At 63.6% G+C, this 22,279-nt stretch carries 25 protein-coding genes; 12 read left to right on the top strand and 13 right to left on the bottom strand.

The window, feature by feature from the left end; translation table 11 throughout:
• Nucleotide 1: 1 nt before the first annotated feature.
• Nucleotides 2-730, bottom strand: coding sequence for an SDR family oxidoreductase (locus tag BPNPMPFG_RS10210; protein WP_258595156.1), 729 nt, complete (start codon nt 728-730; stop codon nt 2-4).
• Nucleotides 731-884: 154 nt separating this feature from the next.
• Nucleotides 885-1,346: a MarR family winged helix-turn-helix transcriptional regulator gene (locus BPNPMPFG_RS10205; RefSeq protein WP_258595155.1), complete on the bottom strand. Its 462-nt coding sequence runs from the start codon at nt 1,344-1,346 to the stop codon at nt 885-887.
• A gap of 65 nt (nt 1,347-1,411) precedes the next feature.
• Here BPNPMPFG_RS10205 and BPNPMPFG_RS10200 point away from each other — a divergent pair, with 65 nt between their 5' ends.
• Together BPNPMPFG_RS10200 and BPNPMPFG_RS10195 are read left to right on the top strand one after the other, a co-directional pair.
• On the top strand, nt 1,412-1,885 hold the full coding sequence (locus tag BPNPMPFG_RS10200) for a cupin domain-containing protein (protein WP_258595153.1): 474 nt from the start codon (nt 1,412-1,414) through the stop codon (nt 1,883-1,885).
• Nucleotides 1,886-2,315: 430 nt separating this feature from the next.
• Nucleotides 2,316-2,915: a YdeI/OmpD-associated family protein gene (locus BPNPMPFG_RS10195; protein ID WP_258595151.1), complete on the top strand. Its 600-nt coding sequence runs from the start codon at nt 2,316-2,318 to the stop codon at nt 2,913-2,915.
• Nucleotides 2,916-2,990: 75 nt separating this feature from the next.
• Here BPNPMPFG_RS10195 and BPNPMPFG_RS10190 read toward each other — a convergent pair whose 3' ends face one another.
• Nucleotides 2,991-3,899 carry a LysR family transcriptional regulator gene (locus BPNPMPFG_RS10190; protein WP_258595149.1) on the bottom strand — a complete coding sequence of 303 codons (909 nt, stop codon included), beginning with the start codon at nt 3,897-3,899 and terminating at the stop codon, nt 2,991-2,993.
• Nucleotides 3,900-4,028: 129 nt separating this feature from the next.
• Here BPNPMPFG_RS10190 and BPNPMPFG_RS10185 point away from each other — a divergent pair, with 129 nt between their 5' ends.
• The 3 genes from BPNPMPFG_RS10185 (at nt 4,029) to BPNPMPFG_RS10175 (ending at nt 5,810) form a co-directional block, all read left to right on the top strand.
• Complete coding sequence (locus BPNPMPFG_RS10185) at nt 4,029-4,508, top strand: carboxymuconolactone decarboxylase family protein (RefSeq protein WP_258595148.1); 480 nt, start codon at nt 4,029-4,031, stop codon at nt 4,506-4,508.
• Between the two features lie 66 nt (nt 4,509-4,574).
• A complete protein-coding gene (locus tag BPNPMPFG_RS10180) occupies nt 4,575-5,327 on the top strand; it encodes an SDR family oxidoreductase (protein ID WP_258595147.1) in 753 nt (250 codons plus the stop codon).
• 63 nt (nt 5,328-5,390) lie between these two features.
• Nucleotides 5,391-5,810 carry a cupin domain-containing protein gene (locus BPNPMPFG_RS10175; RefSeq protein ID WP_258595146.1) on the top strand — a complete coding sequence of 140 codons (420 nt, stop codon included), beginning with the start codon at nt 5,391-5,393 and terminating at the stop codon, nt 5,808-5,810.
• 109 nt (nt 5,811-5,919) lie between these two features.
• On the opposite strand, the gene BPNPMPFG_RS10170 is transcribed toward BPNPMPFG_RS10175, so the two are convergent.
• A complete protein-coding gene (locus tag BPNPMPFG_RS10170; RefSeq protein ID WP_258595144.1) occupies nt 5,920-6,408 on the bottom strand; it encodes an RrF2 family transcriptional regulator in 489 nt (162 codons plus the stop codon).
• A 179-nt stretch (nt 6,409-6,587) separates the two neighbouring features.
• Complete coding sequence (locus tag BPNPMPFG_RS10165) at nt 6,588-7,217, bottom strand: glutathione S-transferase family protein (protein ID WP_258595142.1); 630 nt, start codon at nt 7,215-7,217, stop codon at nt 6,588-6,590.
• A 227-nt stretch (nt 7,218-7,444) separates the two neighbouring features.
• On the opposite strand from BPNPMPFG_RS10165, the gene BPNPMPFG_RS10160 reads away from it, so the two are divergent.
• Nucleotides 7,445-8,143 carry an SDR family NAD(P)-dependent oxidoreductase gene (locus BPNPMPFG_RS10160; protein WP_258595141.1) on the top strand — a complete coding sequence of 233 codons (699 nt, stop codon included), beginning with the start codon at nt 7,445-7,447 and terminating at the stop codon, nt 8,141-8,143.
• 267 nt (nt 8,144-8,410) lie between these two features.
• Here BPNPMPFG_RS10160 and BPNPMPFG_RS10155 read toward each other — a convergent pair whose 3' ends face one another.
• On the bottom strand, nt 8,411-8,674 hold the full coding sequence (locus tag BPNPMPFG_RS10155) for a hypothetical protein (RefSeq protein ID WP_258595139.1): 264 nt from the start codon (nt 8,672-8,674) through the stop codon (nt 8,411-8,413).
• Nucleotides 8,675-9,081: 407 nt separating this feature from the next.
• Here BPNPMPFG_RS10155 and BPNPMPFG_RS10150 point away from each other — a divergent pair, with 407 nt between their 5' ends.
• Entirely contained in the window at nt 9,082-10,704 is a 1,623-nt protein-coding gene (locus BPNPMPFG_RS10150; protein WP_258595137.1) for an ABC-F family ATP-binding cassette domain-containing protein, read from the top strand.
• A 187-nt stretch (nt 10,705-10,891) separates the two neighbouring features.
• On the opposite strand, the gene BPNPMPFG_RS10145 is transcribed toward BPNPMPFG_RS10150, so the two are convergent.
• From BPNPMPFG_RS10145 to BPNPMPFG_RS10130, 4 genes are all read right to left on the bottom strand, one after another.
• Complete coding sequence (locus BPNPMPFG_RS10145; RefSeq protein WP_258595136.1) at nt 10,892-11,839, bottom strand: peptidoglycan-binding domain-containing protein; 948 nt, start codon at nt 11,837-11,839, stop codon at nt 10,892-10,894.
• Between the two features lie 64 nt (nt 11,840-11,903).
• Nucleotides 11,904-12,278 (bottom strand): DUF4189 domain-containing protein, encoded by a 375-nt coding sequence (locus BPNPMPFG_RS10140; RefSeq protein WP_258595134.1) that lies wholly within the window; start codon nt 12,276-12,278, stop codon nt 11,904-11,906.
• 488 nt (nt 12,279-12,766) lie between these two features.
• Nucleotides 12,767-13,783, bottom strand: a complete 1,017-nt coding sequence (locus BPNPMPFG_RS10135; RefSeq protein WP_258595133.1) for a hypothetical protein — start codon at nt 13,781-13,783, stop codon at nt 12,767-12,769.
• A gap of 3 nt (nt 13,784-13,786) precedes the next feature.
• Entirely contained in the window at nt 13,787-15,445 is a 1,659-nt protein-coding gene (locus tag BPNPMPFG_RS10130; RefSeq protein WP_258595132.1) for an acyl-CoA synthetase, read from the bottom strand.
• Between the two features lie 377 nt (nt 15,446-15,822).
• Here BPNPMPFG_RS10130 and BPNPMPFG_RS10125 point away from each other — a divergent pair, with 377 nt between their 5' ends.
• Nucleotides 15,823-16,926, top strand: coding sequence for a KamA family radical SAM protein (locus BPNPMPFG_RS10125; RefSeq protein WP_258595130.1), 1,104 nt, complete (start codon nt 15,823-15,825; stop codon nt 16,924-16,926).
• 191 nt (nt 16,927-17,117) lie between these two features.
• On the opposite strand, the gene BPNPMPFG_RS10120 is transcribed toward BPNPMPFG_RS10125, so the two are convergent.
• Nucleotides 17,118-18,218 (bottom strand): ISAs1 family transposase, encoded by a 1,101-nt coding sequence (locus BPNPMPFG_RS10120; protein WP_258590528.1) that lies wholly within the window; start codon nt 18,216-18,218, stop codon nt 17,118-17,120.
• A 300-nt stretch (nt 18,219-18,518) separates the two neighbouring features.
• On the opposite strand from BPNPMPFG_RS10120, the gene BPNPMPFG_RS10115 reads away from it, so the two are divergent.
• The 4 genes from BPNPMPFG_RS10115 (at nt 18,519) to BPNPMPFG_RS10100 (ending at nt 21,106) form a co-directional block, all read left to right on the top strand.
• Nucleotides 18,519-18,761 carry a DUF680 domain-containing protein gene (locus BPNPMPFG_RS10115; RefSeq protein ID WP_258595129.1) on the top strand — a complete coding sequence of 81 codons (243 nt, stop codon included), beginning with the start codon at nt 18,519-18,521 and terminating at the stop codon, nt 18,759-18,761.
• A 114-nt stretch (nt 18,762-18,875) separates the two neighbouring features.
• A complete protein-coding gene (locus BPNPMPFG_RS10110; RefSeq protein ID WP_258595128.1) occupies nt 18,876-19,847 on the top strand; it encodes an MBL fold metallo-hydrolase in 972 nt (323 codons plus the stop codon).
• A 31-nt stretch (nt 19,848-19,878) separates the two neighbouring features.
• A complete protein-coding gene (locus BPNPMPFG_RS10105) occupies nt 19,879-20,358 on the top strand; it encodes a tetratricopeptide repeat protein (protein ID WP_258595127.1) in 480 nt (159 codons plus the stop codon).
• A 244-nt stretch (nt 20,359-20,602) separates the two neighbouring features.
• Nucleotides 20,603-21,106, top strand: coding sequence for a DoxX family protein (locus BPNPMPFG_RS10100; protein ID WP_258595126.1), 504 nt, complete (start codon nt 20,603-20,605; stop codon nt 21,104-21,106).
• Between the two features lie 44 nt (nt 21,107-21,150).
• Here BPNPMPFG_RS10100 and BPNPMPFG_RS10095 read toward each other — a convergent pair whose 3' ends face one another.
• On the bottom strand, nt 21,151-21,831 hold the full coding sequence (locus BPNPMPFG_RS10095) for a 4'-phosphopantetheinyl transferase family protein (RefSeq protein ID WP_258595124.1): 681 nt from the start codon (nt 21,829-21,831) through the stop codon (nt 21,151-21,153).
• Nucleotides 21,821-22,273: a GNAT family N-acetyltransferase gene (locus BPNPMPFG_RS10090; protein ID WP_258596694.1), complete on the bottom strand. Its 453-nt coding sequence runs from the start codon at nt 22,271-22,273 to the stop codon at nt 21,821-21,823. The genes BPNPMPFG_RS10095 and BPNPMPFG_RS10090 overlap by 11 nt, the downstream gene beginning before the upstream one ends.
• Nucleotides 22,274-22,279: the final 6 nt, after the last annotated feature.

Genomic DNA, 22,279 nt, shown 5'->3' with positions numbered 1-22,279 from the left:
CCTAGACAAGGCGGTGTCCGCCCTCGACATGCAGTGTCGTTCCCGTGGTAAAACCGTTGCCGATCAGGAAGACAATGGCGTCGGCGATATCTTCGGCTTGGCCGATCCTGCCGACCGGCAGCCGTTCGGCCATCGCGGCGAGCGTCTCGGCTTTTCTGTCGCCGGCAACCTGCGCCCAGATCGTGGTGTCGACCCAGCCGGGTGACACGGCGTTGACGCGGATTGGCGCGAGCTCCACGGCGAGCGCCCGCACCAGCCCTTCGAGCGCCGCATTAACGGCGGCAACGACGGAGCCGCGGGCCGCCGGCCGATAGGCGGCGATGCCGGAGACGAAAGTCATCGACCCGGTGCCGCCAAGCCGTGGTGCGCCATGCTTGGCGAGCAGCAGCGGGCCGTAGAGCTTGCTCTCCACCACCCTTTGCGCCGCCTTCAGGTCAAGCTCCGGCAACAGCCGGTAAGCGCCTTCGATGTCGGCGGCGGTGCTAACGATGTGGTCGAGATCGCCGATCCGTGCGAAAAGCTCAACCACCTGGTCCTCCCGCGTGATGTCGACGGCGGCCACCGCCAGGCCGACGGGGTTGCCCAGCGTCTCGCACGCCTGCCGCAGCCGGTCCTCGTCACGCCCGGCGATGATGATTTCGGCACCGGCCTCGACGCATCGCCGCGCCAGCGCCAGACCCATGCCCGAACCGCCGCCGACGATCAGGATTTTCTGGTTTGAAATGCTCATTTCGCTCTGCCTTTGTTTGCATGGACAAGGGCAGGGGATTGGCAGTTCGGTGCGGCAAGGGAAAACGGAAGAAACCGATGGCGCTTTCGGAAATGCCGATGGTTCTCAGTCCTGTGCGGAATGGAAGCTCGGCCATGCAAGCTCGGCTGGTGGCTCACCGCGCCAGCGGGCTGTCCCAGACGACAAACAACAGCGCTTTCAGCTGGGCAAAGCGTTCCGCTCCGAGCTCGGCACGCCACTCCTCCTCGATGTCGCGCAGGATGTCGACCATTTTCCAGAAGGCGGCATGCCCACGTTCGGTGGATCGCACTACACGGGCGCTGCCTTCGCCCGGAATGTCGGAGCGGACGAGATAGCCGTAACCTTCGAGACTGCTGAGCAGCTGGTTGATGGCCTGTTTGCTCATGCCGGCGCGCTCGGCGATGGTGCCCGGGCGCACGCCGTCCGGTCCGGGAAACTGCAGCACCGCCATGTGCGGCAGGCGCAATTCGTCGAAACCGGCGGCGTTGAGTTCCTTGATCAACCGGCGCTGGATCGCCTGCGCCGGCACACGCAGCAGGGCGCCGATCAGCAGATCCTCGGTCCTGGTCCGCAGAACTTCCGTGGATGTGGCCACTGACGATCCGGTAAATTGAGTTTACTTATTGGCGGTAAATGTAATTTACCCGGGGAGTTTGCGCAATGCCAGCCTTGGATATTCAGGTCAATCCAGCCAACGAAACCATCGGTACCAAGGGGCTGTCGGTTCGCTTCCTGGTGTCGGGCGACAGCTCGAACGGCAGCGTCGCCGCCTTCGAACTGATGGTGCCCGGCGCGCAGCGGCTGCCGGCGCCGGCGCACAGCCACGATCACTACGAAGAGACGATCTACGGCGTCGACGGTGTGTTGACCTGGACCGTCGACGGCAAGGCAATCGAGGTCGGACCGGGGGAGGCGCTGTGCATTCCACGCGGCGCCGTCCATCGGTTCGACAACAATGGTGCCAGGGATGCGAAGGCGCTGTGCGTCATCACGCCGGCGGCGATTGGTCCGGACTATTTCCGTGAGGCTTTCGCGGTGTTCAACGCCGCCGCCGGCGGTCCGCCGGACAAGGCCAAAATGATGGACATCATGCGCCGCCATGGGCTGACGCCGGCAGCACCGCCGCCGGCCTGACGCCGGCGGAGGGAAGGGGGTGCGGCTCACTCGCCACAAGCGATGCAGGCGGTGCCCGGGTTCCAGTCCTTGAAGGCGATGGTCTGGCTTTCGATCGAAACCGGCTTGTGCCTGGTGCTGCGGTTCGCACCAAGATCGGGCGGGGCTTTTTGCTCACCGGCCAGTAGAGAACATGTTGGACAAGGGGGTATCGGTTGATTCCATCTTCGCCGAAAAGGCTATCGCCCAGTCGATGGCACTGCGACGCGGCGATAGGTGGGGCGTTCAGTCGTCATCCGCCGGCAAGCTCTGCTGCTGCCGGAAATTGACAGGGATCCATGCGACGATGCTGGCCAATCACGACATTGGTGGGCAAGATGCCGGAGGCGACAGTGAAAGCGGGGGACAGGGTGACGCAAGCAATAAGAGCACTGAACGGGCAGGCCGGCTGATGGCGCCGGTCAAGGTCGATCCCGACAAGGTCAGGGAGTTCCCGGATCCGGCCAGCTTCCGCGCCTGGCTCGGCCAGCACCACGCCACGGAAACCGAAGTCTGGATCAAGGTCCACAAGGTCGGCTCGGGGCTCAAGTCGATCACGCCGAAGGAGGCCATCGACGTGGTGTTGTGCTTCGGCTGGATCGATGCGGTGCGCAAGGGGCTGGACGACAAGAGTTTTTTGCAACGCTACACGCCACGCGGCAAGAAGAGCATCTGGAGCCTGATCAACATCGACAATGTCGCGCGGCTGGTCGAGGAGGGCCGCATGACCGAACATGGGCTCAAACAGGTCGAGGCGGCCAAGGCCGACGGCCGCTGGGCGCGCGCCTATGGCAGCAGCAAGGAGATGAAAATCCCCGATGATCTGCAGGCGGCGATCGACGCCGAACCGGCGGCGAAAGAAATGCTGGCAAAGCTCAGCGCACAGAACCGTTTCGCGCTCGCCTTTCGCACCCACAACATGAAGACCGAGGCTGGCCGCACGAAGAAGATCGAGACGTTCGTCGCGATGCTGAAGCGCGGCGAGACGATCTATCCGCAGAGCAAGAAGTAGGCCTTCAGGCGCCGGAATGCGGGTCGATTCCGCAGGACTGGATCGGACGCAGGCTTCAGGTGATCATGCAGTCGATCAAGGCGCGGATGACGCCATCAAAGCGTCGTCGCGGACGGCCTGGACAAGAAAGTCGAGGACCGTTGTCACACGCAACGGTATGTTCCGGCGGGATGGATAGACGACGTTGATCGGCAGGCGCGTCGGCGGAAAATCCGGCATCACCTTAACCAGCCTCCCTGCTTCGATGTCAGGCCCGGCCAGAATATGGGAGAGCACTGCAAGTCCTCCTCCAGCCAGCGTTGCCCGATGGACGGCCATTGAATTGTTGGCGACCAGGCGAGGCTCAATCGGTAGAACCACTTCATCCGCTCCGTTGGAGAAAGACCATGTCCGGCCGTCGCCGGCACGGCTATAACAAATGCAGCGGTGACCACTGATGTCTTGCGGCGCCCGCGGTGTATTCCGTCCCTTGCGATAGCAGGGCGAGGCGACGAGAAAGGCGGTCGTCCAGCCGATCCGGCGGCACATCAGGCTGCTGTCGCCGACCGGCCCGAGGCGTACCTCGAGATCGATTGCGTCCGCGACCAGATCTGAGGGTTCCTCTCGAAAGATCAGTTCGACAACAAGCGACGGGTGGCTCTCCAGCAACCTTGCGAGGCGGTCGCTCATGTAGAGTCCGAGCGGCGCGGGCAGGCTAAGCCTTACTTTTCCAGATGCGGATGCTCCTTCGGCACAGCTGGCTTCGCCGAGCGTTTCGACCGCTTCTATGACGCGCAGCGCCATCGGGAGCATCTGTTCACCCTCGGCCGTCAAGGCAAGCGCGCTCGTCGTGCGATGCAGAAGGCGCGTGTTCAGATGCGCTTCCAGCGCAGAGACCTGCCGGGATACGGCCGGCTGCGTCAGATTGAGGTCGATCGCGGCCGCTGAGAAGGACCTTGTCTCCGCCACCCGCAGGAACGTTCGTAGTGCCGATACGATGTCCATCCCTCACCCTCATACTTTTCGACATATGCCTTATGTCCGCATCCCAGGCGGGAGGCGCTTTACTGTCCAGAAATTATGGATAACATCTATCCTTAAGGATATCAAATATCCTCAATTAAGGAGAGAGCAATGACACAACGCCCGAACCTCGCCCAACAATCGCCTGAGCTGTTCAAGAAGTTTGTCGACCTCAGCATGGCCGAGGCACACGGCGCTATCGAAGAGAAGATTCGCGATCTCGTCCACATCCGGGCGTCGCAGATCAATGGCTGCGCCTTCTGCCTCGACATGCATGTCAAGGAAGCAAAGATCCACGGCGAGACCGAGCTGCGGCTCTACCATGTCGCCATCTGGCGGGAATCGAACCTTTTCATCCCCCGCGAGCGCGCCGCCCTGGCCTGGACCGAAGCCGTCACGAAGCTCCCCGAAGGCGGTATTCCAGACGAGCTCTATGAGCGTGTGCGCGGGCAGCTTTCGGAAAAGGAAATTTCCGACCTGACCTTCTCGATCATGGCCATCAACGCCTGGAACCGCGCCAACATCGCCTTCAAGACCGTGCCCGGCTCTGCAGATAAACTCTACGGCCTCGACAAGGCTGGCCTGAATTAACCCCTTCCCAGGGCAAACCCATCAATCGATGCGGCGCGACGGCGCGGCCGCCAACGGAGCAGTCTTATGAAAATCGTCATCATCGGAGGCACCGGCCTTGTCGGTTCCAAGACGGTCGAACGCCTGCGCAAGCAGGGGTGTGAGGTGATCGCCGCCTCGCCTGATACCGGTGTCAACACCATCACCGGCGAAGGCCTCGGGGAAGCGCTCGCTGGCGCCGAGGTCGTGATCGACCTCGCCAACTCACCCTCCTCCGAGGACAAGGCCGCGATGGAATTCTTCGAGACATCGGGCCACAACCTGCTCGCGGCGGACAAGGTTGCTGGCGTCAGGCACCATATCGCACTCTCGGTTGTCGGAACCGAACGCCTGCAGGACTGCGGTTATTTCCGCGCCAAGCTCGCCCAGGAAAAGCTGATCAAGGCCTCCGGCATTCCCTACACCATCGTGCATTCCACGCAGTTCATGGAGTTCCTGGGAGGCATCGCCAAATCCGGCACGGTCGGCGACGCGGTGCATCTGTCGCCGGCCTATGTGCAGCCCATCGCGTCCGACGACGTCGCCGACGTCATGGCCGGTGTCGCGCTCGCCGCGCCGATCAACGGCATGATCGAGATTTCCGGCCCGGAGCGTGTGCGAATGAACGAGCTGGTCGCCCGCTATCTCAAGGCTGCCGGGGATCCTCGCAGGGTCGTGGCTGATCCGGAGGCGCGCTACTTCGGTGCGAGGCTGAACGACACGTCGCTCGTGTCCGACAACAATCCCCGTCTCGGCCGCATCACCTTCGAGCAGTGGTTCGCGACCTCGGCGCGGAAATGACCATCACGATGCGCCGCAGCTTCGGGCGCAGCGTTCCGCTCAACGCATAAAAGGAGTTTCGAAATGATCAAGTCAATCGTCGCCGCCCTCGTCGTGACGGCAGCCTTGGCAGGCCCGGTCGCGGCCGAGGACGCAGGCGAGAAGGCCGCCAAAGTTACGCTCGTCTATGAGCATGAACTGCCCAATGTCCCCGGCAAGAGCATCAAGGGCATTCTGGTCGAATATCGTCCCGGCGGTCACTCGGAAGCGCACACCCATCCGACCTCCGCCTTCATCTATGCAACGGTTCTGGAAGGCTCCATCCGCAGCCAGGTCAATGACGGCCCGGTCAAGGTCTACAAGGCCGGCGAGAGCTTTTCGGAGCTGCCGGGCGATCGCCACAGCGTAAGCGAGAACGGCAGCGAGACGAAGCCCGCGAAGCTGCTGGCGGTCTTCGTGGTCGATACCGCTCAGAAAGAACTAACCTATCCGGTCAAGAAGTAGGCCGAAATTGCCGGGCGCCCCTCTGGCGTCCGGCCCGTGCCTGTGAACCCCGATCATGCGGGCTTCTGTCCGCGATGAGAAACCGGTCGGTCGTCTCCACCGCTTACGTTCATCCGGCGCGCTCCAGCACCCATTCGAAACTGTTCTTCCAAAGGTCCGCCGGAATTTCTTGCGCCAGCGCTTCGGTGAGCTCGGAAAGCCTGACGCTGCGCAATTTCGCACGCCAGGCCTCGTCGGCTTCCCACATGATGCGCGACACAGCGCAAGGGCTGCTTTCGCAATAGCCCTGCGGACGACACGGGTTGTTTGCGCGGATATTGTTACAGACAAACGTTCGCGCCTTGCCCTCGACCGCTTCGACGATATCCAGGAAGGTCAGTTCGGCTGGTGTCCGCGCCAATCGATATCCACCTGACGGACCCAGTGTCGTATTGACGAGACCTGCCTGCGACAGGCTTTGCAGTGCTTTGGAAAGATACTCCTTGGGAAGGCCGTGGAACTCGGCAAGCGCTTTTGTGGAGAGATAACGCCCCTCAGGCAGGCCTGCGAGAATGGCGCAGCAGTGCAGCGCCCATTCGACTTGGCTTTTCAGGATCATCAATTGATTCCGGGGTCGATACTGATCGAGCTTTATTAAGGATATTTAATATCCCTATTCCACTACGCTGTAAACAGACAGGTCTCGGTTCCGGCGCACGCAACGCCCGCCGCGATGCTGAAGCGCGGCGAGACAATCATCGGCAAGGGACGATCGTCGGCAAGGCAAGACGTGGCTCTTCATGCGCCGGAATGCGGGTCGATGCTGTAGGGATGCACCGGATAGCCAGGACCGATGGCGTCGCGCACGCGGCCAGTCCACGCCATGAGCGCCGGATAGTCCGTCAGAAGGAAGCCGCAATCCCCGGCGCGATGGCTGTAGGCATGGACAGCGATATCGGCGATCGTGAGGTCTTCTCCGACGAGAAACGGCGTGTCCGCGAGGCTGCGGTTGATCGCGGCCAATGTACGGGCTCCAGCTTCGCGCTTGCCCGCAACCATGCCCTGGTTGCGCTCGAGCCGTCCGGTCAAGGTCCAGAAGCGCAGCGAGCCGATGACCGGCTCGACATTGTATTGTTCGAAGAACAGCCATTGCATGACCTTGCTGCGCATATAGCGGTCCGCAGGCAGAAAAGACGTGCCTTCAGCGAGGTAGGTGAGGATCGCATTGGACTCGGCGATGGCGCTTCCGTCTTCAAGCTGGAGCACGGGGACGGCACCGGCCGGATTGAGCTGAAGGAAGCCATCGGTGTGGCTCTCGCCCTCGAAAATCGAGACGGTGCGGCTGTCATACGGAATCTTGAGCAGCCCGAGCAGAACCCGGACCTTCCAGCCATTCTGCGACGGCAGATAATCATGAAGCGTGAGCATGGCAATCCTTCTGGCGCGATGGGGTAGCCTTGCATGTGGCCCCGCCCGGCCACCACCCGATTCCTGCGTTAGGGCAGGGCAGAGGGCGCGCGACGGAACGCGGCGTCGCACAAATAGCCCCTGATTTCATGCACGCCATCGCATGATGACTGCGATCCCCACCACCTAAAAAATCAATTCCGATCGTGCCATCTTTCTCCCAAAGCAATCGACTCCAGGAGCCGAACATGAACACCCATTCCAGCAAGGCCGCCCTTGTTACCGGCGCCAATCGCGGTATCGGATTGGAAACCGCGCGCCAGCTTGCGAAACTCGGCTTCACCGTGCTGCTTGGCGTGCGCGATCTTGCCAAGGGCGAGGCGGCGGCAAGGGGGCTCGATGGCCATGTCGAGGCTATCGCGTTCGACGTCGCGGCGCCCGATGCGGCGGCATTGGCGGCTGCGGAGGTCGAGCGTCGGTTTGGCCGTCTCGACGTGCTGATCAACAACGCCGCGATCCACTACGACAGTGGTTCGCGGGCGCTTCTGCCCGATTGGACTGTGATCCGCGAAGCGTTCGAGACCAATGTCTTCGGCGCCTGGCGGGCGGCGTCCGCCTTTGCGCCGCTGCTCAAGGCTGGCGGCCATGGCAGGCTGGTCAACGTGTCGTCCGAAGGCGGTTCGCTGGCCTCGATGGGAGCGGGAGCGCCGGCCTATTCGACATCGAAGGCGACCCTCAATGCACTGACCTGCATCCTAGCGGCCGAACTGCGCGGCGCCGGCGTGCTGGTCAACGCCGTCTGCCCGGGCTGGGTCGCCACCGACATGGGCGGGGCGGGCGGCCGCCCGGTCGCGCAAGGGGCGGCGGGTATCGTCTGGGCCGCGACATTGCCGGACGGTGGCCCGACCGGCGGCTTCTTCCGCGACGGCAAAAGGCTGCCGTGGTGACAGTGGATAGTCGGGCCGTTGTCGCAGGCCAGGCGCTTCGATCCGGTACCGCGGTTCGACAGCGACATGAGCGGACCTCAGGTTCGGCGGCGCTCCACGTTGCTTGAAGTGCACCTGAATCGCGGAGGTGCTGTAAGCGTCTGTTTTTGCTGAATTCCGAACGGGAATCCGCGGCACGCGCTTTGCCGGAAACGCGTGCAAGAAAAGGCCGCCCTCGCTTTTGCGAGTGGCGGCCTTTCCCGGGAGGAGGTCAGGAAGAGCGGGCGATCAATAAGCCTTGGCGTGCTTGTTGCCGTGCTTCTTGCCCGTGTGCTTGTGGGCGTGCTTCTTCACATGCTTGCGGTGCTTCTTGACATGCTTCCTGACGTGCTTGTGCGCGGCCGCCTGGACCGGCTTGCTGACGGCGGTGGCTGCCGCCGGGGCGGCGGCCGTGGTGGTGGCGGCTGCATTGGCGGCGGTGGTGCCGAGAACCGGCATGGTGAAGGCGAGTGCGACGGCCAGGCCGAGAGCGGAGAGGAAGGTCTTGTTCATGGGTGGCATTCCTTGTGTTGAAGTCTGGTTGTCGAAAGTCTGGGTTTCAAAAACTGGTTTCAAGGATCTGATGTCACTGGGCTTGATCGTCCGGTGTCACCCGGCGAGCGACATGCCGAGCAGGGCACCCATCCATCCGTTCGAACCTCGTTGCATTGCCGCTAACCATCCCGTTTGCGTTGTGCCGCGACCATTTTCCGGCCGCCGCAGGGATGCTTATGACAGTCGATCTTTTCGCCAGTTTTTCCGGAGTGTTGAATCTTGTTTCCGGATTGTGTCTTGGGCCCTCACGCTCCCTCTTGTGGGGAGGGTGAGGGCTCTGCGGCGCTTGCGCCTCTTCCTCTGGCGCTCGCCATCGCGTATGGCCCCGGGGAAATCCTTCCAAGCTCCAAGCCCCCGGAAACCGTATGATCAGACTGGAAAGCATCAGCAAGCAGAACGGCCGTCAGCTTGTCTTCATCGAGGCCTCGGCCGCCCTGCAGAAGGGCGAGAAGGTCGGCCTTGTCGGGCCTAACGGCGCCGGCAAGACAACGCTGTTTCGCATGATCACCGGGCAGGAACAGCCTGACGAGGGCCAGGTGCAGGTCGATCGCGGCGTTACCATCGGCTATTTCAGCCAGGATGTCGGCGACATGGAAGGCCACAGCGCGGTGGCCGAAGTGATGAACGGCGCCGGGCCGGTCAGCGACGTGGCGGCTGAAATGGCCGCGCTCGAGGCTGCCATGGCCGACCCCGACCAGGCCGACCGGATGGACGAGATCATCGAGCAATATGGCGAGGCGCAGCACCGGTTCGAGGAACTCGACGGCTATGCGCTCGACGGCCGTGCCCGCGAGGTGCTGGATGGCCTCGGCTTCAGCCAGGAGATGATGGACGGCGACGTCGGCAAGCTGTCCGGCGGCTGGAAGATGCGCGTCGCGCTGGCCCGCATCCTGTTGATGCGACCCGATGCCATGCTGCTCGACGAGCCGAGCAACCATCTCGACCTCGAAAGCCTGATCTGGCTGGAATCCTTCCTGAAGAATTATGACGGCGCATTGCTGATGACCTCGCACGACCGCGAGTTCATGAACCGCATCGTCAACAAGGTGGTCGAGATCGACGCCGGTTCGCTGACCGCCTATTCCGGCAATTACGAATTCTACCAGCAGCAGCGGGCGATCGCCGACAAGCAGCAGCAGGCGCAGTTCGAACGCCAGCAGGCGATGCTGGCCAAGGAGATCGCCTTCATCGAGCGCTTCAAGGCGCGCGCCTCGCACGCCGCGCAGGTGCAGAGCCGGGTGAAGAAGCTCGACAAGATCGACCGTGTCGAGCCGCCCAAGCGCCGCCAGACCGTTTCCTTCGATTTCCAGCCGGCGCCGCGCTGCGGCGAGGATGTCGTGACGCTGAAGAACGTCCACAAGGGCTATGGCAGCCGCAGCATCTATGAGGGACTCGACTTCCAGGTCCGCCGCCGCGAGCGCTGGTGCATCATGGGCGTCAACGGCGCCGGCAAATCGACACTGCTGAAGCTGGTCGCCGGCGCCTCCGAGCCCGACACCGGCACGGTGGCGCGCGGTCCGAGCGTCAAGATGGGCTATTTCGCCCAGCACGCCATGGAGCTTCTGGAGGGCGAGCGCACGGTGTTCCAGACGCTGGAAGATGCGTTCCCGCAGGCCGGCCAGGCGCCGCTTCGGGCGCTTGCCGGCTGCTTTGGCTTTTCCGGCGACGAAATCGAGAAGAAATGCCGCGTGCTGTCAGGCGGCGAGAAGGCACGGCTGGTGATGGCGCTGATGCTGTTCGACCCGCCCAACCTCTTGGTGCTGGACGAGCCAACCAACCATCTCGACATCGCCACCAAGGAAATGCTGATCACCGCACTCTCGCAATATGAAGGCACCATGCTGTTCGTCTCGCACGACCGGCATTTTCTCGCAGCATTGTCCAACCGCGTGCTGGAGCTGACGCCCGAAGGCATCCACACCTATGGCGGCGGCTATACCGAATATGTCGAGCGGACGGGGCAGGAGGCGCCGGGGCTAAGGAGTTGAGCGGGCAGGGCGGATATTGTCCATAGCCGCCATTGGCGTGCTCGAACTGACGCCCGAAGCCATCCGCATCTTTGGTGGTGGCTACACCGGATATGTCGAGCGGACCGGGCACGAAGCGCCGGAGCTCAGGAGGTAGGAATGGCTACCTGTCGCTCGGGCGGCCTTGTAACGGAGAACCTCTCGTTCCCTACTTCTTCAGCGGAACGTCGAGCAGGGCGAGCGACATCCCTGCCAACAGGCCGAACGCTCTTTGCATTTCGGCTGTTCCTTCATCCGTGGTTTTCACGCCGCCCGGATCGGGATTTGGCGACGGCGGCGCCACGGTCGTCATCAGGCCGATGCTTTTCGTGACTTCGATATAGCAGATCCCGTGCGAGACCCGGTCTCCGATGCGCTGCACGCAACCGAAATCGACCACCCGTTTTTCTCCGTCCTTGGTCGTGAACGTCACCTGCGACTTCCTGTCGAGGTGGTCGGCGCCGCCTTCCTCGCGCGCGCTCTTGTCGGCCATTGCCTCCATCTGGGCGAATACGTCCGATCCATCGACATGGTAGAGATCGACGACATCCGCCTCCGGACTGGCCGGATCGGTCACCGTCGTCGTGCACCTGATCTTGCTGTCGCCCGCCAGACGGCCACAGGTGAACGTTCCCTGGAAACTGAAATTATTGCCCGTCTGGCCATTGATGTTACTGACGCCCTGCGACAGGGCTCCATTCAGGGCCTCCTCGTTCACGCCGAATGAATCGAGCGGGGAGGTCGGTATGTTCTGCGACGTCGATGCCTGCGCGGCCTCGGCGCGCGGCGCCGCCGTCTTCATGTGCCAGTCCGAAGTATCGATATCGCGATTCCCCTCCAGGATGGCCGCCACGAGCGCGCCGGCGCCGCCGAGCTTGGCCGTCAGTTGGTCGAGCGATTTCTCGTCGGGTTCGCCGGTAGCCGGCAACCCCGCCTGGCTCTGAAACGATCTCAGCGCGCTCTTTGTGTCCGATCCCGCGTTGGCGTCGATATTGCCCTTATAGTAACCCAGCCTGGTCAGCAGGACCTGCGCGAGAATCGTGCGGTCAAACAGCGCGTTATCCTCCTGGCTGATGGACTGATTGCGCTCGGAGAAGGTGGCTTGTGTGTGGCACATGCCTTTCACCGCGAAGATGCATGCCAGCTGGGCCTGAATGCGCGCGTTGACCTCCGTGGAGGCCTCACAGGCTATGCCATAGCCGCCATTGTCGCCGATGGCGACCGCGCCCCATCCGCCCCTGGCATTCCAAGGCCAGCTGGCAATTGACGCCTTCGGCTTCCTTGCACTGCTCGAGCGCGCATTTGCGCGCGGCTTCCCTGCTTGTGTAGCCGGAGCACCAACCGTAGGACTCATCGTCGCCGAGGAAGACTGCGCCGGCTGCCAGAGTACTGCCGGCCGGCAAGAGACCAAGCAGAAGACAGCCAAGCATGAGATAGAGGCGCTTCATCGCAGCCTCCGATTTCGATCTCCGAACATCTTCGGCCAGCCGCGACGGCGGCGGCTGCGTCCTGCGATGCCAGCCGAACTGGAAATGCCACTCAAGCGTCTGGAGCATCAAACTGCTCATGGCGACCAGACCTGACCAGCCCGCTTTTTTTGCGGCCTGGGTCCTCGGGGCAAGGCGTGCTTGCCTTGCAGGCACCATCTCACGGCCGCCGGTTCGCGTCCCCCTTCATAGTGATGAAGACGGCTGTAATTGCGGTGCCTCGATGTCGGGTAGGTCGAAGCCACAGTAGAGGCGGCACCTTGCGAGGCGCCCTCAGCCCACCAGTCGGAACTGCCTTCGTACCGCGCCTATGGCGACGGCTATACCGAATATGTCGAGCGCACCGGACAGGAGGCGCCGGGGTCGCGGCAGCTCCCGGCCTCAGATTGCTGCGGGCGTTCTGGATCGCGGCGAGACCGCGATTGAAACGGCCACCCCGGAAGTCGGTACGCTCTACCCGGAGCTGACTTTCGAGAGCATCGAAAGCGCCTTGGTGGCCATGGCTGACGCGGCGGGCCGTGGCTGAGGAGGCGCGGCGCCGACCCGCCGGGGCAGGCCTACTTGCCGGCCATGTGATCGGCAAGAGCCTGCGCCTGGCTGAGAAGTGCGGGGAAGACCGGCTCGCCCGGCAGGTGCTCACCCATGCAGGCGCGATAGTCGGCGTCACCTTTTTCCCAGGCGGCATTGCCGGCCTCATACGCCTTTTCATCCTTGAGGTCCGAGGCCTGGTAGGCCTCCTGGAATTTCTGGGCGGCGGCGTCCGCCGAGGCCCACAAGGCGTCGCAGGCCGCGATCTTCGGAACAGGCGGTGCCGCGGGCGCCGAGGCGATCATGACGCTGTTGCCCTTGACGAGCGTGACGATGACCTGCTGGTCTGGATTCGGCCCTATGTCCTGCGCCCAGCCGCCGAGGCGCGCAAAGGCGATGTCGGCGCCTTCGGGCTTCTTCAGCGGAAAGTCGAGCGTGCCCGTGAACGCGGCGTCGCTGTTGATCGCCTGGGTGTAGAAGGAATCGAGCTTCAGCGCCGCATCGATGCCGGCGGGCAGTTTGAAGCTGTCGTCTAGCTCGGCCGCCCTGGACTGGAGCCAGCGCTCGAGAAGCCCCCGCGTCGTCGCCACCAGGCTCGGGCCGTCGTCGCTTTTGGCGTATCGCAACCCGTCGAGCATGCCGAATCCGAGATCGGAATCGCTCAGGCTTTCGAGATTGATCTTGCCGGTCGTCGGGAAATCCGCAACCGCCAAGGGGCCGAGAAGGGCGGAAAGACGCCCTTCGAGATCGGCCAGCGCCTTCGTTCCTGTGGCATCGAGCGTTTCCACGGGTGCATTCGCGCTTTGCAGCGCCGCGATGGCGGAAATCGCCTTGTCGCGTGCGGCGATATAGTCATCCTCCGGCGAGGCCGCGAAAGCCGCGCCGGTGGCAAGTGCGAACACCATGGTCCAGATCAACCGCATGACATAACCCCTTGTGCAATCGACAGGCTGGGAGCCATCGAGCAGCTTTGCGGCGATTGCGCGGCAGGAGGTCGAAACCAGGCATTGCATGCATTGGCCGGTCCCGTCCGCTTCGCGGACCATGCCTCACCCCTTGCGCTTCTCCACCTCCGCCTTCCTCAGCAAGAAACGCTGGATCTTGCCGCTCGGCGTCTTCGGCAGCTCGGTGACGAAATCGATTTCGCGCGGATAGGCGTGGGCCGAGAGCCGCTTGCGGACATGCTGCGCCAGCTCTTCGGCCAGTTCCGGGCTGCCTTGCCAGGCGGGCGCCAGGATGACGAAGGCCTTGACGATCTCGGTGCGCTGCGGATGTGGCACGCCGACCACCGCTGCCTCGTTGACCGCCGGGTGCTCGATCAGCGCGCTTTCGACGTCGAATGGCCCGATGCGATAGCCGGAAGAGGTGATGACGTCGTCGGCGCGGCCGATGAAGCTAATCGAACCGTCCGGCTCGAACTCGACCGTGTCGCCGCTGCGGTAGTAGCCGCCTGCTATGGCCGGCGTTTCGGCCTGGTGGTAGCCGCCGAACCAGCGCAGCGGCGAGTTGGCGATGTCGACGGCGAGAATGCCGGGCTGGTTGGGGCCAAGCTCGTTGCCCATCTCGTCGAGCACGACGATGCGGTAGCCCGGCATGGCGAAGCCGGCCGAGCCCGGGCGCACCAGGTGCGACAGGCCGTGATGGTTGTTGACCATCATGCCGTTCTCGGTCTGGCCGTAATGGTCATGGATCGGCACGCCAAGATGAGCGTCAAACCAGCGGATCACTTCCGGGTTAAGCGGCTCGCCGGCGCTGCTCACCACGCGCAGCCGGCCCTTGACGCGCGCGGCGGGCGCCGCGCCCTCGGCCAGCAGAAGGCGGAAGGCGGTGGGCGAACCGGCAAGGCTGGTGACGCCGAGGCGCTCGATGATGCCGTAGGTACTTGTGGCGGTGAAGGCGCCCTCGTTGAAGGTCGTGGCGATGCCGAGCAGCAAGGGGCCAGTGATGGCATAGTAGAGGCCATAGGCCCAGCCCGGATCGGCGATGTTCCAGAAGACGTCGTCGGGCCTCAGCCCGATGGCATCGCGCATATAGGCGCCGAAGGCCAGCAGGGCGCGAAGCGGCACCGGCACGCCCTTGGGCAGGCCCGTCGTGCCCGAGGTCGACATCATCATGAACAGGTCGTCGCCCTTGCGCATCACCGGCTGGCAGTCGGGCGAGGCGGCGGCAAACGCGGCGCGGAAATCGATGTCGCCCGCCGGCAAGGCTTCGCCCGGGACAAGGATGGTCGCGACGCGAGGGCAATCCTCCACCGCGTCGAGCTTGCCGCGATTGACCATGTTGGTGACGACGAGTTTAGCGCCGCTGGTCTTCAGCCGGTGGTCGATGGCTTTTGGACCGAAGGCGGTGAATAGCGGCTGATAGACAGCGCCGATGCGCCAGGTGCCCAAAATGGTCGCCACCAGTTCGGGAATGCGCGGCAGCATGCCGGCGACGACATCACCAGGCCCGACACCTGCTTCCTTCAGCATATTGCCGACGCGGGCCGACATGTCGCGAAGCTTGTCGAAGCTGAATTCCCGTAGCGCGCCGTCGGCGGAGATCGCGCGCAACGCCAGCCGGTTTTGGCCGGCGTGGCGATCGCAGCATTCGATGCAGGCATTGATGCCGGTGGCGGGGTCGCCCTGAAGCCGAGCGACTTCATCCTCGATGCGAAAGCGTTGAACGGCATCGGCATAGGGCTGCAAGTGCGCTGGTGTTTGGCTCATGGCATCCTCCCAGGCGGCGCCGCATCTCCCTGTGAGGCGCTGTCGGTTTATAGATGCCTGAAATTGGGGCTTTGGTCGATGCGGCGAAAGTTGGTGGTGGGGTAGGTTGGCACTCCGTCGCGCCCCCTCTGTCCTGCCGGACATCTCCCCCACGAGGGGGGAGATTGGCAGTTCGGGCGTCGGCTCTCCCTTGCAATGTTGCAGATTGGCGACAGCCGGCGCGACATCCGATCTCCCCCCTCGTGGGGGAGATGTCCGGCAGGACAGAGGGGGGCGCGACAGAACGCGACGCGTGACAATCTGCGGTAAGCATGTGGTTGACCTCGCCAGCCATCCGCCCGATAGCTCCGCCCAAGCATACCCACCCGAGATATCCGATGACTTCAAACGCCACTCTCCACACCCTCGCCGCCGACGCTGCCTGGCAGACCGATGTGCGCGCCGGCGTGCGCCATGCGCGCGATCTTGCGTCGCTGCCGCTGTCGCCGTCCGAGCGCGCGGCGGCTCAAGCTGCTGCCGCGAACCACAAGGTGCGCATCCCCAAAACCTATCTCGACCTGATCGACTGGAACGACCCCGCCGATCCGATCCGGGCGCAGGTCATCCCGTCGCCCGACGAACTGGTCGAACAGGACGGCGAGCTCGACGATCCGATCGCCGACCATGCGTTCAGCCCGGTGCCGCGCCTGACGCATCGCCATGCCGACCGGGTGCTGTTGTTCCCGACCTATCAATGCGCGGTCTATTGCCGGTTCTGCTTCCGCAAGGAATCGCTGACCGCGATCGGCCGCGGCTATACGCGCGAGGCGCTGGAGCCGGCGCTCGCCTACATCGCCGATCACCCGGAAATCCGTGAAGTGATCCTGACCGGCGGCGATCCGCTGTCGCTGCCCGACAAGGCGCTGGCCGAAATCCGCGCCCGCATCGAGGCGATTGCGCATGTGCGGCTCTTACGCATCCACACGCGCGTGCCGGTGGCGCTTCCTTCGCGCATCACGTCAGGGCTGGTCACGGCTTTGCAGGGCCGGCTGATGGTGACCGTCGTCACCCATTTCAACCATCCGCGCGAGATCACCGACGCCACGGAAGCGGCCTGCCGCACCTTGCGGCAAGCCGGCTTCGTGCTACTCAACCAGAGCGTCCTGCTCAAAGGCGTCAACGACACGGTCGAGGTGCTCGAGGAGCTCTGCCGCGAGCTGATGTACCGCCTCGGCGTCAAACCCTATTACCTGCACCACGGCGACCTTGCCCGCGGCATGGCGCATCGGCGCACCACCATCGCGCAAGGCCAGGCGCTGGCCGGCGCGCTGCGCGCCCGCCTGTCGGGCATCTGCAACCCCGTCTATGTGCTGGACCTGCCGGAAGGTGGCGGCAAGGTGCCGATCGGGCCTTGCTATGTCGAGGCGCGGGACGGGGAAAGCTGGCGCATTCGCGGGCTGGATGGCGAGGCGAGGGGATATGCGGAGGTGGTGGGCGACTAGGGAATGCGGCCGATTTCTGGCGTCAAAGTGATATCAATTCGGCGTCTGTGCTGCCCCTCACCTGCCTGCCGGCATCCTCTCCCCGTATGGTGACGGGGAGAGGGGCGCTCGTCGCCGCTTTCGCCAATCGCCGGCGTTGCAAGAGAACGCACCAAAGGTGCGGCCAACCCTTCTCCCCGTATACGGCAGGGCTATCGCATATGAGTAAAGAGCTGGAAGAAGAAGTCTTTGTTCCATCTGGCTCTGCGCATTTTGCTTGCGATGGGTTTGTCGAGAGGATGGGCTTGCAAGATGTTTTGCGCGAGGCGTCTGATGACGGCGAGGTTTTGCGGGGCGTTGTCCTTGCGGGAGCGAGCGTCGTCCTCATGGAAGACGACGTCGAGGCTCCAATGCAACTGGTTCTCGATTGTCCAATGTGCTCTGAGCGTCTCGGCCAGTCTTTTAGGGGTAAGCACTTTGGAGAGCGCGACATAGCGCACGGAGGTACTGGATTTGCCGCCTGCCACGCTGCGAGAGGCCTCAATGCGTCCGATCGCCTTGAGGCCGGGAAAGCCCGGCAGGTCGAGCAGCCGCTTGAGCGGCAGGACCGAAGCCCTTCGCGTCTCGGTGCGGCCATGCGCGCTGTCGCTGGTCTCAAAGAACGCGATCTCGCCGGCTTGGGCGAAGCTTCGTTCGGCCGCGGCAAACAGCTTGGGACGATTGGGCTTCAGCCCCAGCGCATAATGCGCCTTCTTGCCGATCAGCGCCTTGGCGGTGTCGGGGCGGCAGTGCAGCGCATCGGCCGTCACTGTACAGCCCTTCAAATCCAAGCTCTTCAGAAGATCCAGCGTGGCTTTGACCTCGTCGCCCTCAGGCGCGCGGGCAGCGGCAATCGACAGCCTCGTCTCGGCGTCCCACACGCTCACCACCAAAGGTGGCATGAAAGCCCGCCCCTTCGCATAGCCGCGCCGCAACGCCTTGCCGTCGACTGCCACCACGCCGCGTGGCGGCGAAAGTCCGAGCGTTTGGCGCAGCGCCGCCATGAAGCCGGCAAAGCTGCGCGCAAGCTCATCGGCATCGAGAAGTCGAAACACCCGGCTGAACGTGTCGTGGCTCGGACAGCCATGCTCCAGCACCACGATCTCTTTCAGCTCTTCTTCCTGACCCTCGACGAAATCGGCAATATCCACGCAGCTTTTGGCGCCGCACAACGTCGCAGCCAAAGCCAAAAACAGAAGCTCCGCCAGATCATGACGCGCGTTGACGTCACGCGGGTCTTGAACTTCCCGCAAAATCGAAAGCAGCAATGGCATTGGGCCTCTCCTTCAAAGACAAAGCCCCTAAAGAATCAACCTTTCCACCGCCCGCAAGACCTACTTTTACTCAAATGCGATTCCCCTGCCGTATACGGGGAGAAGGTGCCGGCAGGCGGATGAGGGGCGGCGCCAACTTCAGCAATCTCCCGCCTGCGGCACCCCACTGCTACTCAAATCCTTCGCCCCCCAAAAATCTCATCGCATCCGGGAATAAAGGCAAGCCCTGCCAGGTCTTCCCTTCAGCGAGGCCATTCGCCCGGCCCGCAATCCGAAGAAACGAAACAAGGACCTACGAAAATGACCAAGCTCGCTCTCAGCGTGGCTGCCATACTGCTTGCTTCAAGCGCTGCCTTTGCCGGCAGTGACCACGGCGCAAACAATGCCAATCAGCCCATCGCTTCCGTCGACACCAACGCCACGGCGTCGATCCCCTACACCGCACGCCCAGACGGCGTCGACACCACGGTGATGACCGGGCCGCGGCACGCGCCGATGCAATCCGATGCGCAGGAACCCGGCCAGGGCATCTGGGGCCGTTGAGTTCGCCGGGGGGCACGACCGGATCCCGACGGGCCGGCCCCCCAACCGCATCGGAACGGAGGGGCCTAGGGCTTGGCCCTCCGTCATCCCTTCCGCAACCCAGAGGAGATCACCATGTTCAGCATGACACGTCGCACGTTGCTTGGTTCCGCCGCCGCCGCCACCGCCTTCGGCCTTGCCGGAAAGTTGGAATTCACCCGGCCCGCCTTTGCCGAAACGCCGGTCGAGCCGGCCGTCGGCTTCTACAGATACAAGGTCGGCGATATCGAGGTCACCGCCATCTATGACGGCATCTGGCGCAAGCCGCACGACCCGGCCTTCTTCGCCAACGCCTCGGTCGACGACACCAAGGCGGCGCTCGCCAAGGCGGGGCTGACCACAGACTTCATGCCCATCCCGCTTACTGTCGTCGTGCTCAAGATGAACGGCAGACTGATCATGATGGACGCCGGCTCGGGCGTCGGCCAATGGCAGACCAACGCCACCCATCTGCCGGGCAACATGGCCGCCGCCGGCATCGACTATAAGGCGATCGACACCATCATGATCTCGCATTTCCACCCCGACCATGTCTGGGGCCTGATGGAAAAGGGCACCAACGCGCCGGTGTTCCCGAATGCCGAGCTGATCGTCAACGCCACCGAATACAACTGGTGGACCGACCCCGGCCGGCTGGCCAAGCTGCCGGAAGGGCGCAAGCCGGCGGGCAAGCGCATCGCCGAAAATTTCCCGAGATGGAAGAACTGGAAACTGGTCGAGGACGGCGCCGAGGTCGCGCCCGGCATCCAGATCATCGCCGCTCCCGGCCATACACCCGGCCATTCTGTCTACCTGGCGAACTCCGGCAAGGAGCAGATCATGATCTCTGCCGACACCATGTATGTGCCGGCGCTTCTGGCGCCGCATCCGGAGTGGCAGGGCAGCTACGACCAGGACGGGCCGGCGGCGATCGCCACGCGCCACAAGATCATCGACCGCGTGATTGCCGACAACATCCGGATCTCGGGCTCGCACTTCCCGTTCCCGGGCACCGGCACCTTCGTCAAGGACGGCGATGCCTACGGCTTCGCTCCAGTGCAAATCTAAGCGCGGAAACCCACCCAAAGCGAGAAAGACAATGAAACAGTCCCTCTTCAACAAGCATGCCCTGGTCGGCCTGCTCGGCGCCATTGCCGTGCTGACCGTGGTTCCCGTCGCCACAATCATGCCGGCCTATGCGGTGGACGACATCGAGGGGGCCGACGCGCCCGACCTCACCGCGGTGCAGGCCAAGATCGCCGCCAAGGACTACAAGGGCGCCCTGGCCGATCTGCGCGACCTGGCGCAGGACACGCAGCAGCCCGACGTCTACAACCTGCTCGGCTTCACGCTGCGCAAGACCGGCGACTACAAGACCGCGCTCACCTACTACAGCAAGGCGCTGGAGCTGAAGCCCGACCACAAGGCCGCCCGAGAATATCTGGGCGAGCTCTATGTCGAGACCGGCGACATGGCCAAGGCCAACGAGCAACTGGCGTCGCTGGAAAAACTCTGCCCGGCCGGCTGCGAGGAGCTTTCGGACCTGCAGAAGGCCATCGACACCAAGGTGACGAAGTAAGGCGTTTCCTCTCGCCCACGAAATGTGAGGGGGGTGGCCGCGAAGCGGCCGGAGTGGGGCCTTGGCGCCGCGCCTGCCCTCTAATGCACCGCAGTTTGGGCGCTCGTGGCTGGCGCCCATTGCCGGAGCTGGCATCCTCTCCCTCGCGCCGGCTCCGGCCTTTTTCAAACATCAGACACAGCGCCATTTCGCGCGTCCGACCGGACGCGCGGCGCCTGCCTGTTTAAAGAATTGGAGCCTGACCATGACACCGACCGAACTCGCCACGAAGCTGTACGCCAAGGATGTGGCACTGCTTGCCGGCCGCCTGCTGCTTTCCCTGCTCTTCCTGCATGAAGGCCTGACACTGGCCACCCATTTCGACGGCGCCGCCAGGGCGATGGCTGCACTGGGCGTCAGCCTGCCGCTGTTTGTCGCGACAATCGCCCTGCAAATGGGGGCAGGGCTTTCCATCGCATTCGGCCTGCTCACACGCCTCGGCGCCATCGGGCTCGGCCTGTTCTGCCTGGCGACAGCGACGCTGTTCCACACCAACTTCGCCAGCCAGAACGAGTTGCTGCATTTCGAAAAAGATCTTGCGATATCAGGCGGCATGTTGGTGCTGGCTATCGCCGGCGCCGGCGCTATCTCGCTGGACAGGTTGGTGGTCGCCTACCTGCGGCACCGGCAGCGGGACAGGGAAATGGTGAAGGCGCTGGTGGCGGTTGAGAACCAGATGTCGGTGGGAGAGGTGAGGCTGCCGGTTTGAAGGCGCGCTGCCCCTCGGCTCCCGTTTGTGGTTGCAGGTGAACTTCAGCTTGGCGAATACGGCGGTGCGCCATCAACAAACGCCAATACGACCACGCGCGGAGCAATGCAGTAAGCGAGGTTGACCTCGCGGCCCGTTTTCGTCATCGCACGGCCTGCGTTGAGGTCCACTTCTATATCCTCATAGCCCAGGATCTCGCGATCGAGCGGATAGACCGCCTTGTAGACTGCTTCCTTGGCGCAAAAGAGGATACGACCGGCAAGATGCCGGTCCGCCGCGTCTGCTTGATCAGCACGGGCTGCAACGAGCGCGAGGATGTCGTCGGGCAAGGGCTGGGGGGGCTCGACGTCGATGCCGAGGGAGGCGACGTGGTCAACAGGCGCGACCGCCGCGACCGCCATTTCGTCGTCATGCGCGAGCGAACCCGTTATCCCGTTGGGCCAGACCGGCGCGCCGGATGGCGCGCGCAGGATGGCGAAGTCATTGACACCAACATCCGCCAGCAGCCCGCGTGCGATCCAGCGGGCCGCTCCGCTTGCGCGCCGCATGGCCGGCTGGCGCGCCAGGATGGAACGCGCTTCCTCGGGCAGCAGATGGGCCTCGTCTCCGTCGCGTATGACCCGGCATCCGATCCGGACACTTTTGGGCGCAATGGCCATCATCGCCCGCAGCAGGGATGTCTGCGCAAGCGCGATTTCAGGGGGGGCGGCCGCGTCAACGATCATCCGTCGAAAGGACCAGATCGGCGATCATTTCGCCATCCTCGTCGAGCCCTTCTTCCACGAAACCGGCGGTACGGTAGAGCTGTCGTGCTGCATCATTGTCCGGTTCGTAGCAGATTGAAACGTGCCTGATGTGGCCAAGGCTTCTGATTTCGTCCAGCACTTCACGCAACGCAGCCTTGCCGTAACCTCTGCCCTGCCAGGTGCGGTCGATCATGAAACGGTAGATCCGCGCCTCGTCGTCATCCTCCGGCGCCTCGTACATCAGGAAACCGACGACACTACCCCCAGCCATCACGACGCGCGGCCGCGCGTCCCCATCGGATTCGGCTTCATCGAGGGACTCCGCATTGCTTGCGACGAAATCCATCTGTTCGGCGGCCAGTCGCAGAGCCGTGACCAAGGCTCGATTGGCCTCGGTCACAGGAGCGATACGGATTTCCATGACACT

The sequence above is a fragment of the Mesorhizobium sp. AR07 genome (assembly GCF_024746815.1).
In the GTDB taxonomy this organism is placed as follows: Bacteria; Pseudomonadota; Alphaproteobacteria; order Rhizobiales; family Rhizobiaceae; genus Mesorhizobium.
Note: the sequence above shows the minus strand (reverse complement) of the source record. Positions and strands in the feature narration are given on the sequence as shown.

Excerpts from the sequence above, each read along its gene's own strand:
- BPNPMPFG_RS10110 (WP_258595128.1), top strand. The coding sequence starts at position 18,876 with ATGTTCAGCATGACACGTCGCACGTTGCTTGGTTCCGCCGCCGCCGCC.
- BPNPMPFG_RS10105 (WP_258595127.1), top strand. The coding sequence starts at position 19,879 with ATGAAACAGTCCCTCTTCAACAAGCATGCCCTGGTCGGCCTGCTCGGC.
- BPNPMPFG_RS10115 (WP_258595129.1), top strand. The coding sequence starts at position 18,519 with ATGACCAAGCTCGCTCTCAGCGTGGCTGCCATACTGCTTGCTTCAAGC.
- BPNPMPFG_RS10090 (WP_258596694.1), bottom strand. The coding sequence starts at position 22,273 with ATGGAAATCCGTATCGCTCCTGTGACCGAGGCCAATCGAGCCTTGGTC.
- BPNPMPFG_RS10200 (WP_258595153.1), top strand. The coding sequence starts at position 1,412 with ATGCCAGCCTTGGATATTCAGGTCAATCCAGCCAACGAAACCATCGGT.
- BPNPMPFG_RS10140 (WP_258595134.1), bottom strand. The coding sequence starts at position 12,278 with ATGCTCCAGACGCTTGAGTGGCATTTCCAGTTCGGCTGGCATCGCAGG.
- BPNPMPFG_RS10185 (WP_258595148.1), top strand. The coding sequence starts at position 4,029 with ATGACACAACGCCCGAACCTCGCCCAACAATCGCCTGAGCTGTTCAAG.
- BPNPMPFG_RS10135 (WP_258595133.1), bottom strand. The coding sequence starts at position 13,783 with ATGGTCCGCGAAGCGGACGGGACCGGCCAATGCATGCAATGCCTGGTT.
- BPNPMPFG_RS10195 (WP_258595151.1), top strand. The coding sequence starts at position 2,316 with ATGGCGCCGGTCAAGGTCGATCCCGACAAGGTCAGGGAGTTCCCGGAT.
- BPNPMPFG_RS10125 (WP_258595130.1), top strand. The coding sequence starts at position 15,823 with ATGACTTCAAACGCCACTCTCCACACCCTCGCCGCCGACGCTGCCTGG.
- BPNPMPFG_RS10100 (WP_258595126.1), top strand. The coding sequence starts at position 20,603 with ATGACACCGACCGAACTCGCCACGAAGCTGTACGCCAAGGATGTGGCA.
- BPNPMPFG_RS10130 (WP_258595132.1), bottom strand. The coding sequence starts at position 15,445 with ATGAGCCAAACACCAGCGCACTTGCAGCCCTATGCCGATGCCGTTCAA.
- BPNPMPFG_RS10095 (WP_258595124.1), bottom strand. The coding sequence starts at position 21,831 with ATGATCGTTGACGCGGCCGCCCCCCCTGAAATCGCGCTTGCGCAGACA.
- BPNPMPFG_RS10165 (WP_258595142.1), bottom strand. The coding sequence starts at position 7,217 with ATGCTCACGCTTCATGATTATCTGCCGTCGCAGAATGGCTGGAAGGTC.
- BPNPMPFG_RS10150 (WP_258595137.1), top strand. The coding sequence starts at position 9,082 with ATGATCAGACTGGAAAGCATCAGCAAGCAGAACGGCCGTCAGCTTGTC.
- BPNPMPFG_RS10145 (WP_258595136.1), bottom strand. The coding sequence starts at position 11,839 with ATGTGCCACACACAAGCCACCTTCTCCGAGCGCAATCAGTCCATCAGC.
- BPNPMPFG_RS10155 (WP_258595139.1), bottom strand. The coding sequence starts at position 8,674 with ATGAACAAGACCTTCCTCTCCGCTCTCGGCCTGGCCGTCGCACTCGCC.
- BPNPMPFG_RS10160 (WP_258595141.1), top strand. The coding sequence starts at position 7,445 with ATGAACACCCATTCCAGCAAGGCCGCCCTTGTTACCGGCGCCAATCGC.
- BPNPMPFG_RS10210 (WP_258595156.1), bottom strand. The coding sequence starts at position 730 with ATGAGCATTTCAAACCAGAAAATCCTGATCGTCGGCGGCGGTTCGGGC.
- BPNPMPFG_RS10190 (WP_258595149.1), bottom strand. The coding sequence starts at position 3,899 with ATGGACATCGTATCGGCACTACGAACGTTCCTGCGGGTGGCGGAGACA.
- BPNPMPFG_RS10170 (WP_258595144.1), bottom strand. The coding sequence starts at position 6,408 with ATGATCCTGAAAAGCCAAGTCGAATGGGCGCTGCACTGCTGCGCCATT.
- BPNPMPFG_RS10180 (WP_258595147.1), top strand. The coding sequence starts at position 4,575 with ATGAAAATCGTCATCATCGGAGGCACCGGCCTTGTCGGTTCCAAGACG.
- BPNPMPFG_RS10120 (WP_258590528.1), bottom strand. The coding sequence starts at position 18,218 with ATGCCATTGCTGCTTTCGATTTTGCGGGAAGTTCAAGACCCGCGTGAC.
- BPNPMPFG_RS10175 (WP_258595146.1), top strand. The coding sequence starts at position 5,391 with ATGATCAAGTCAATCGTCGCCGCCCTCGTCGTGACGGCAGCCTTGGCA.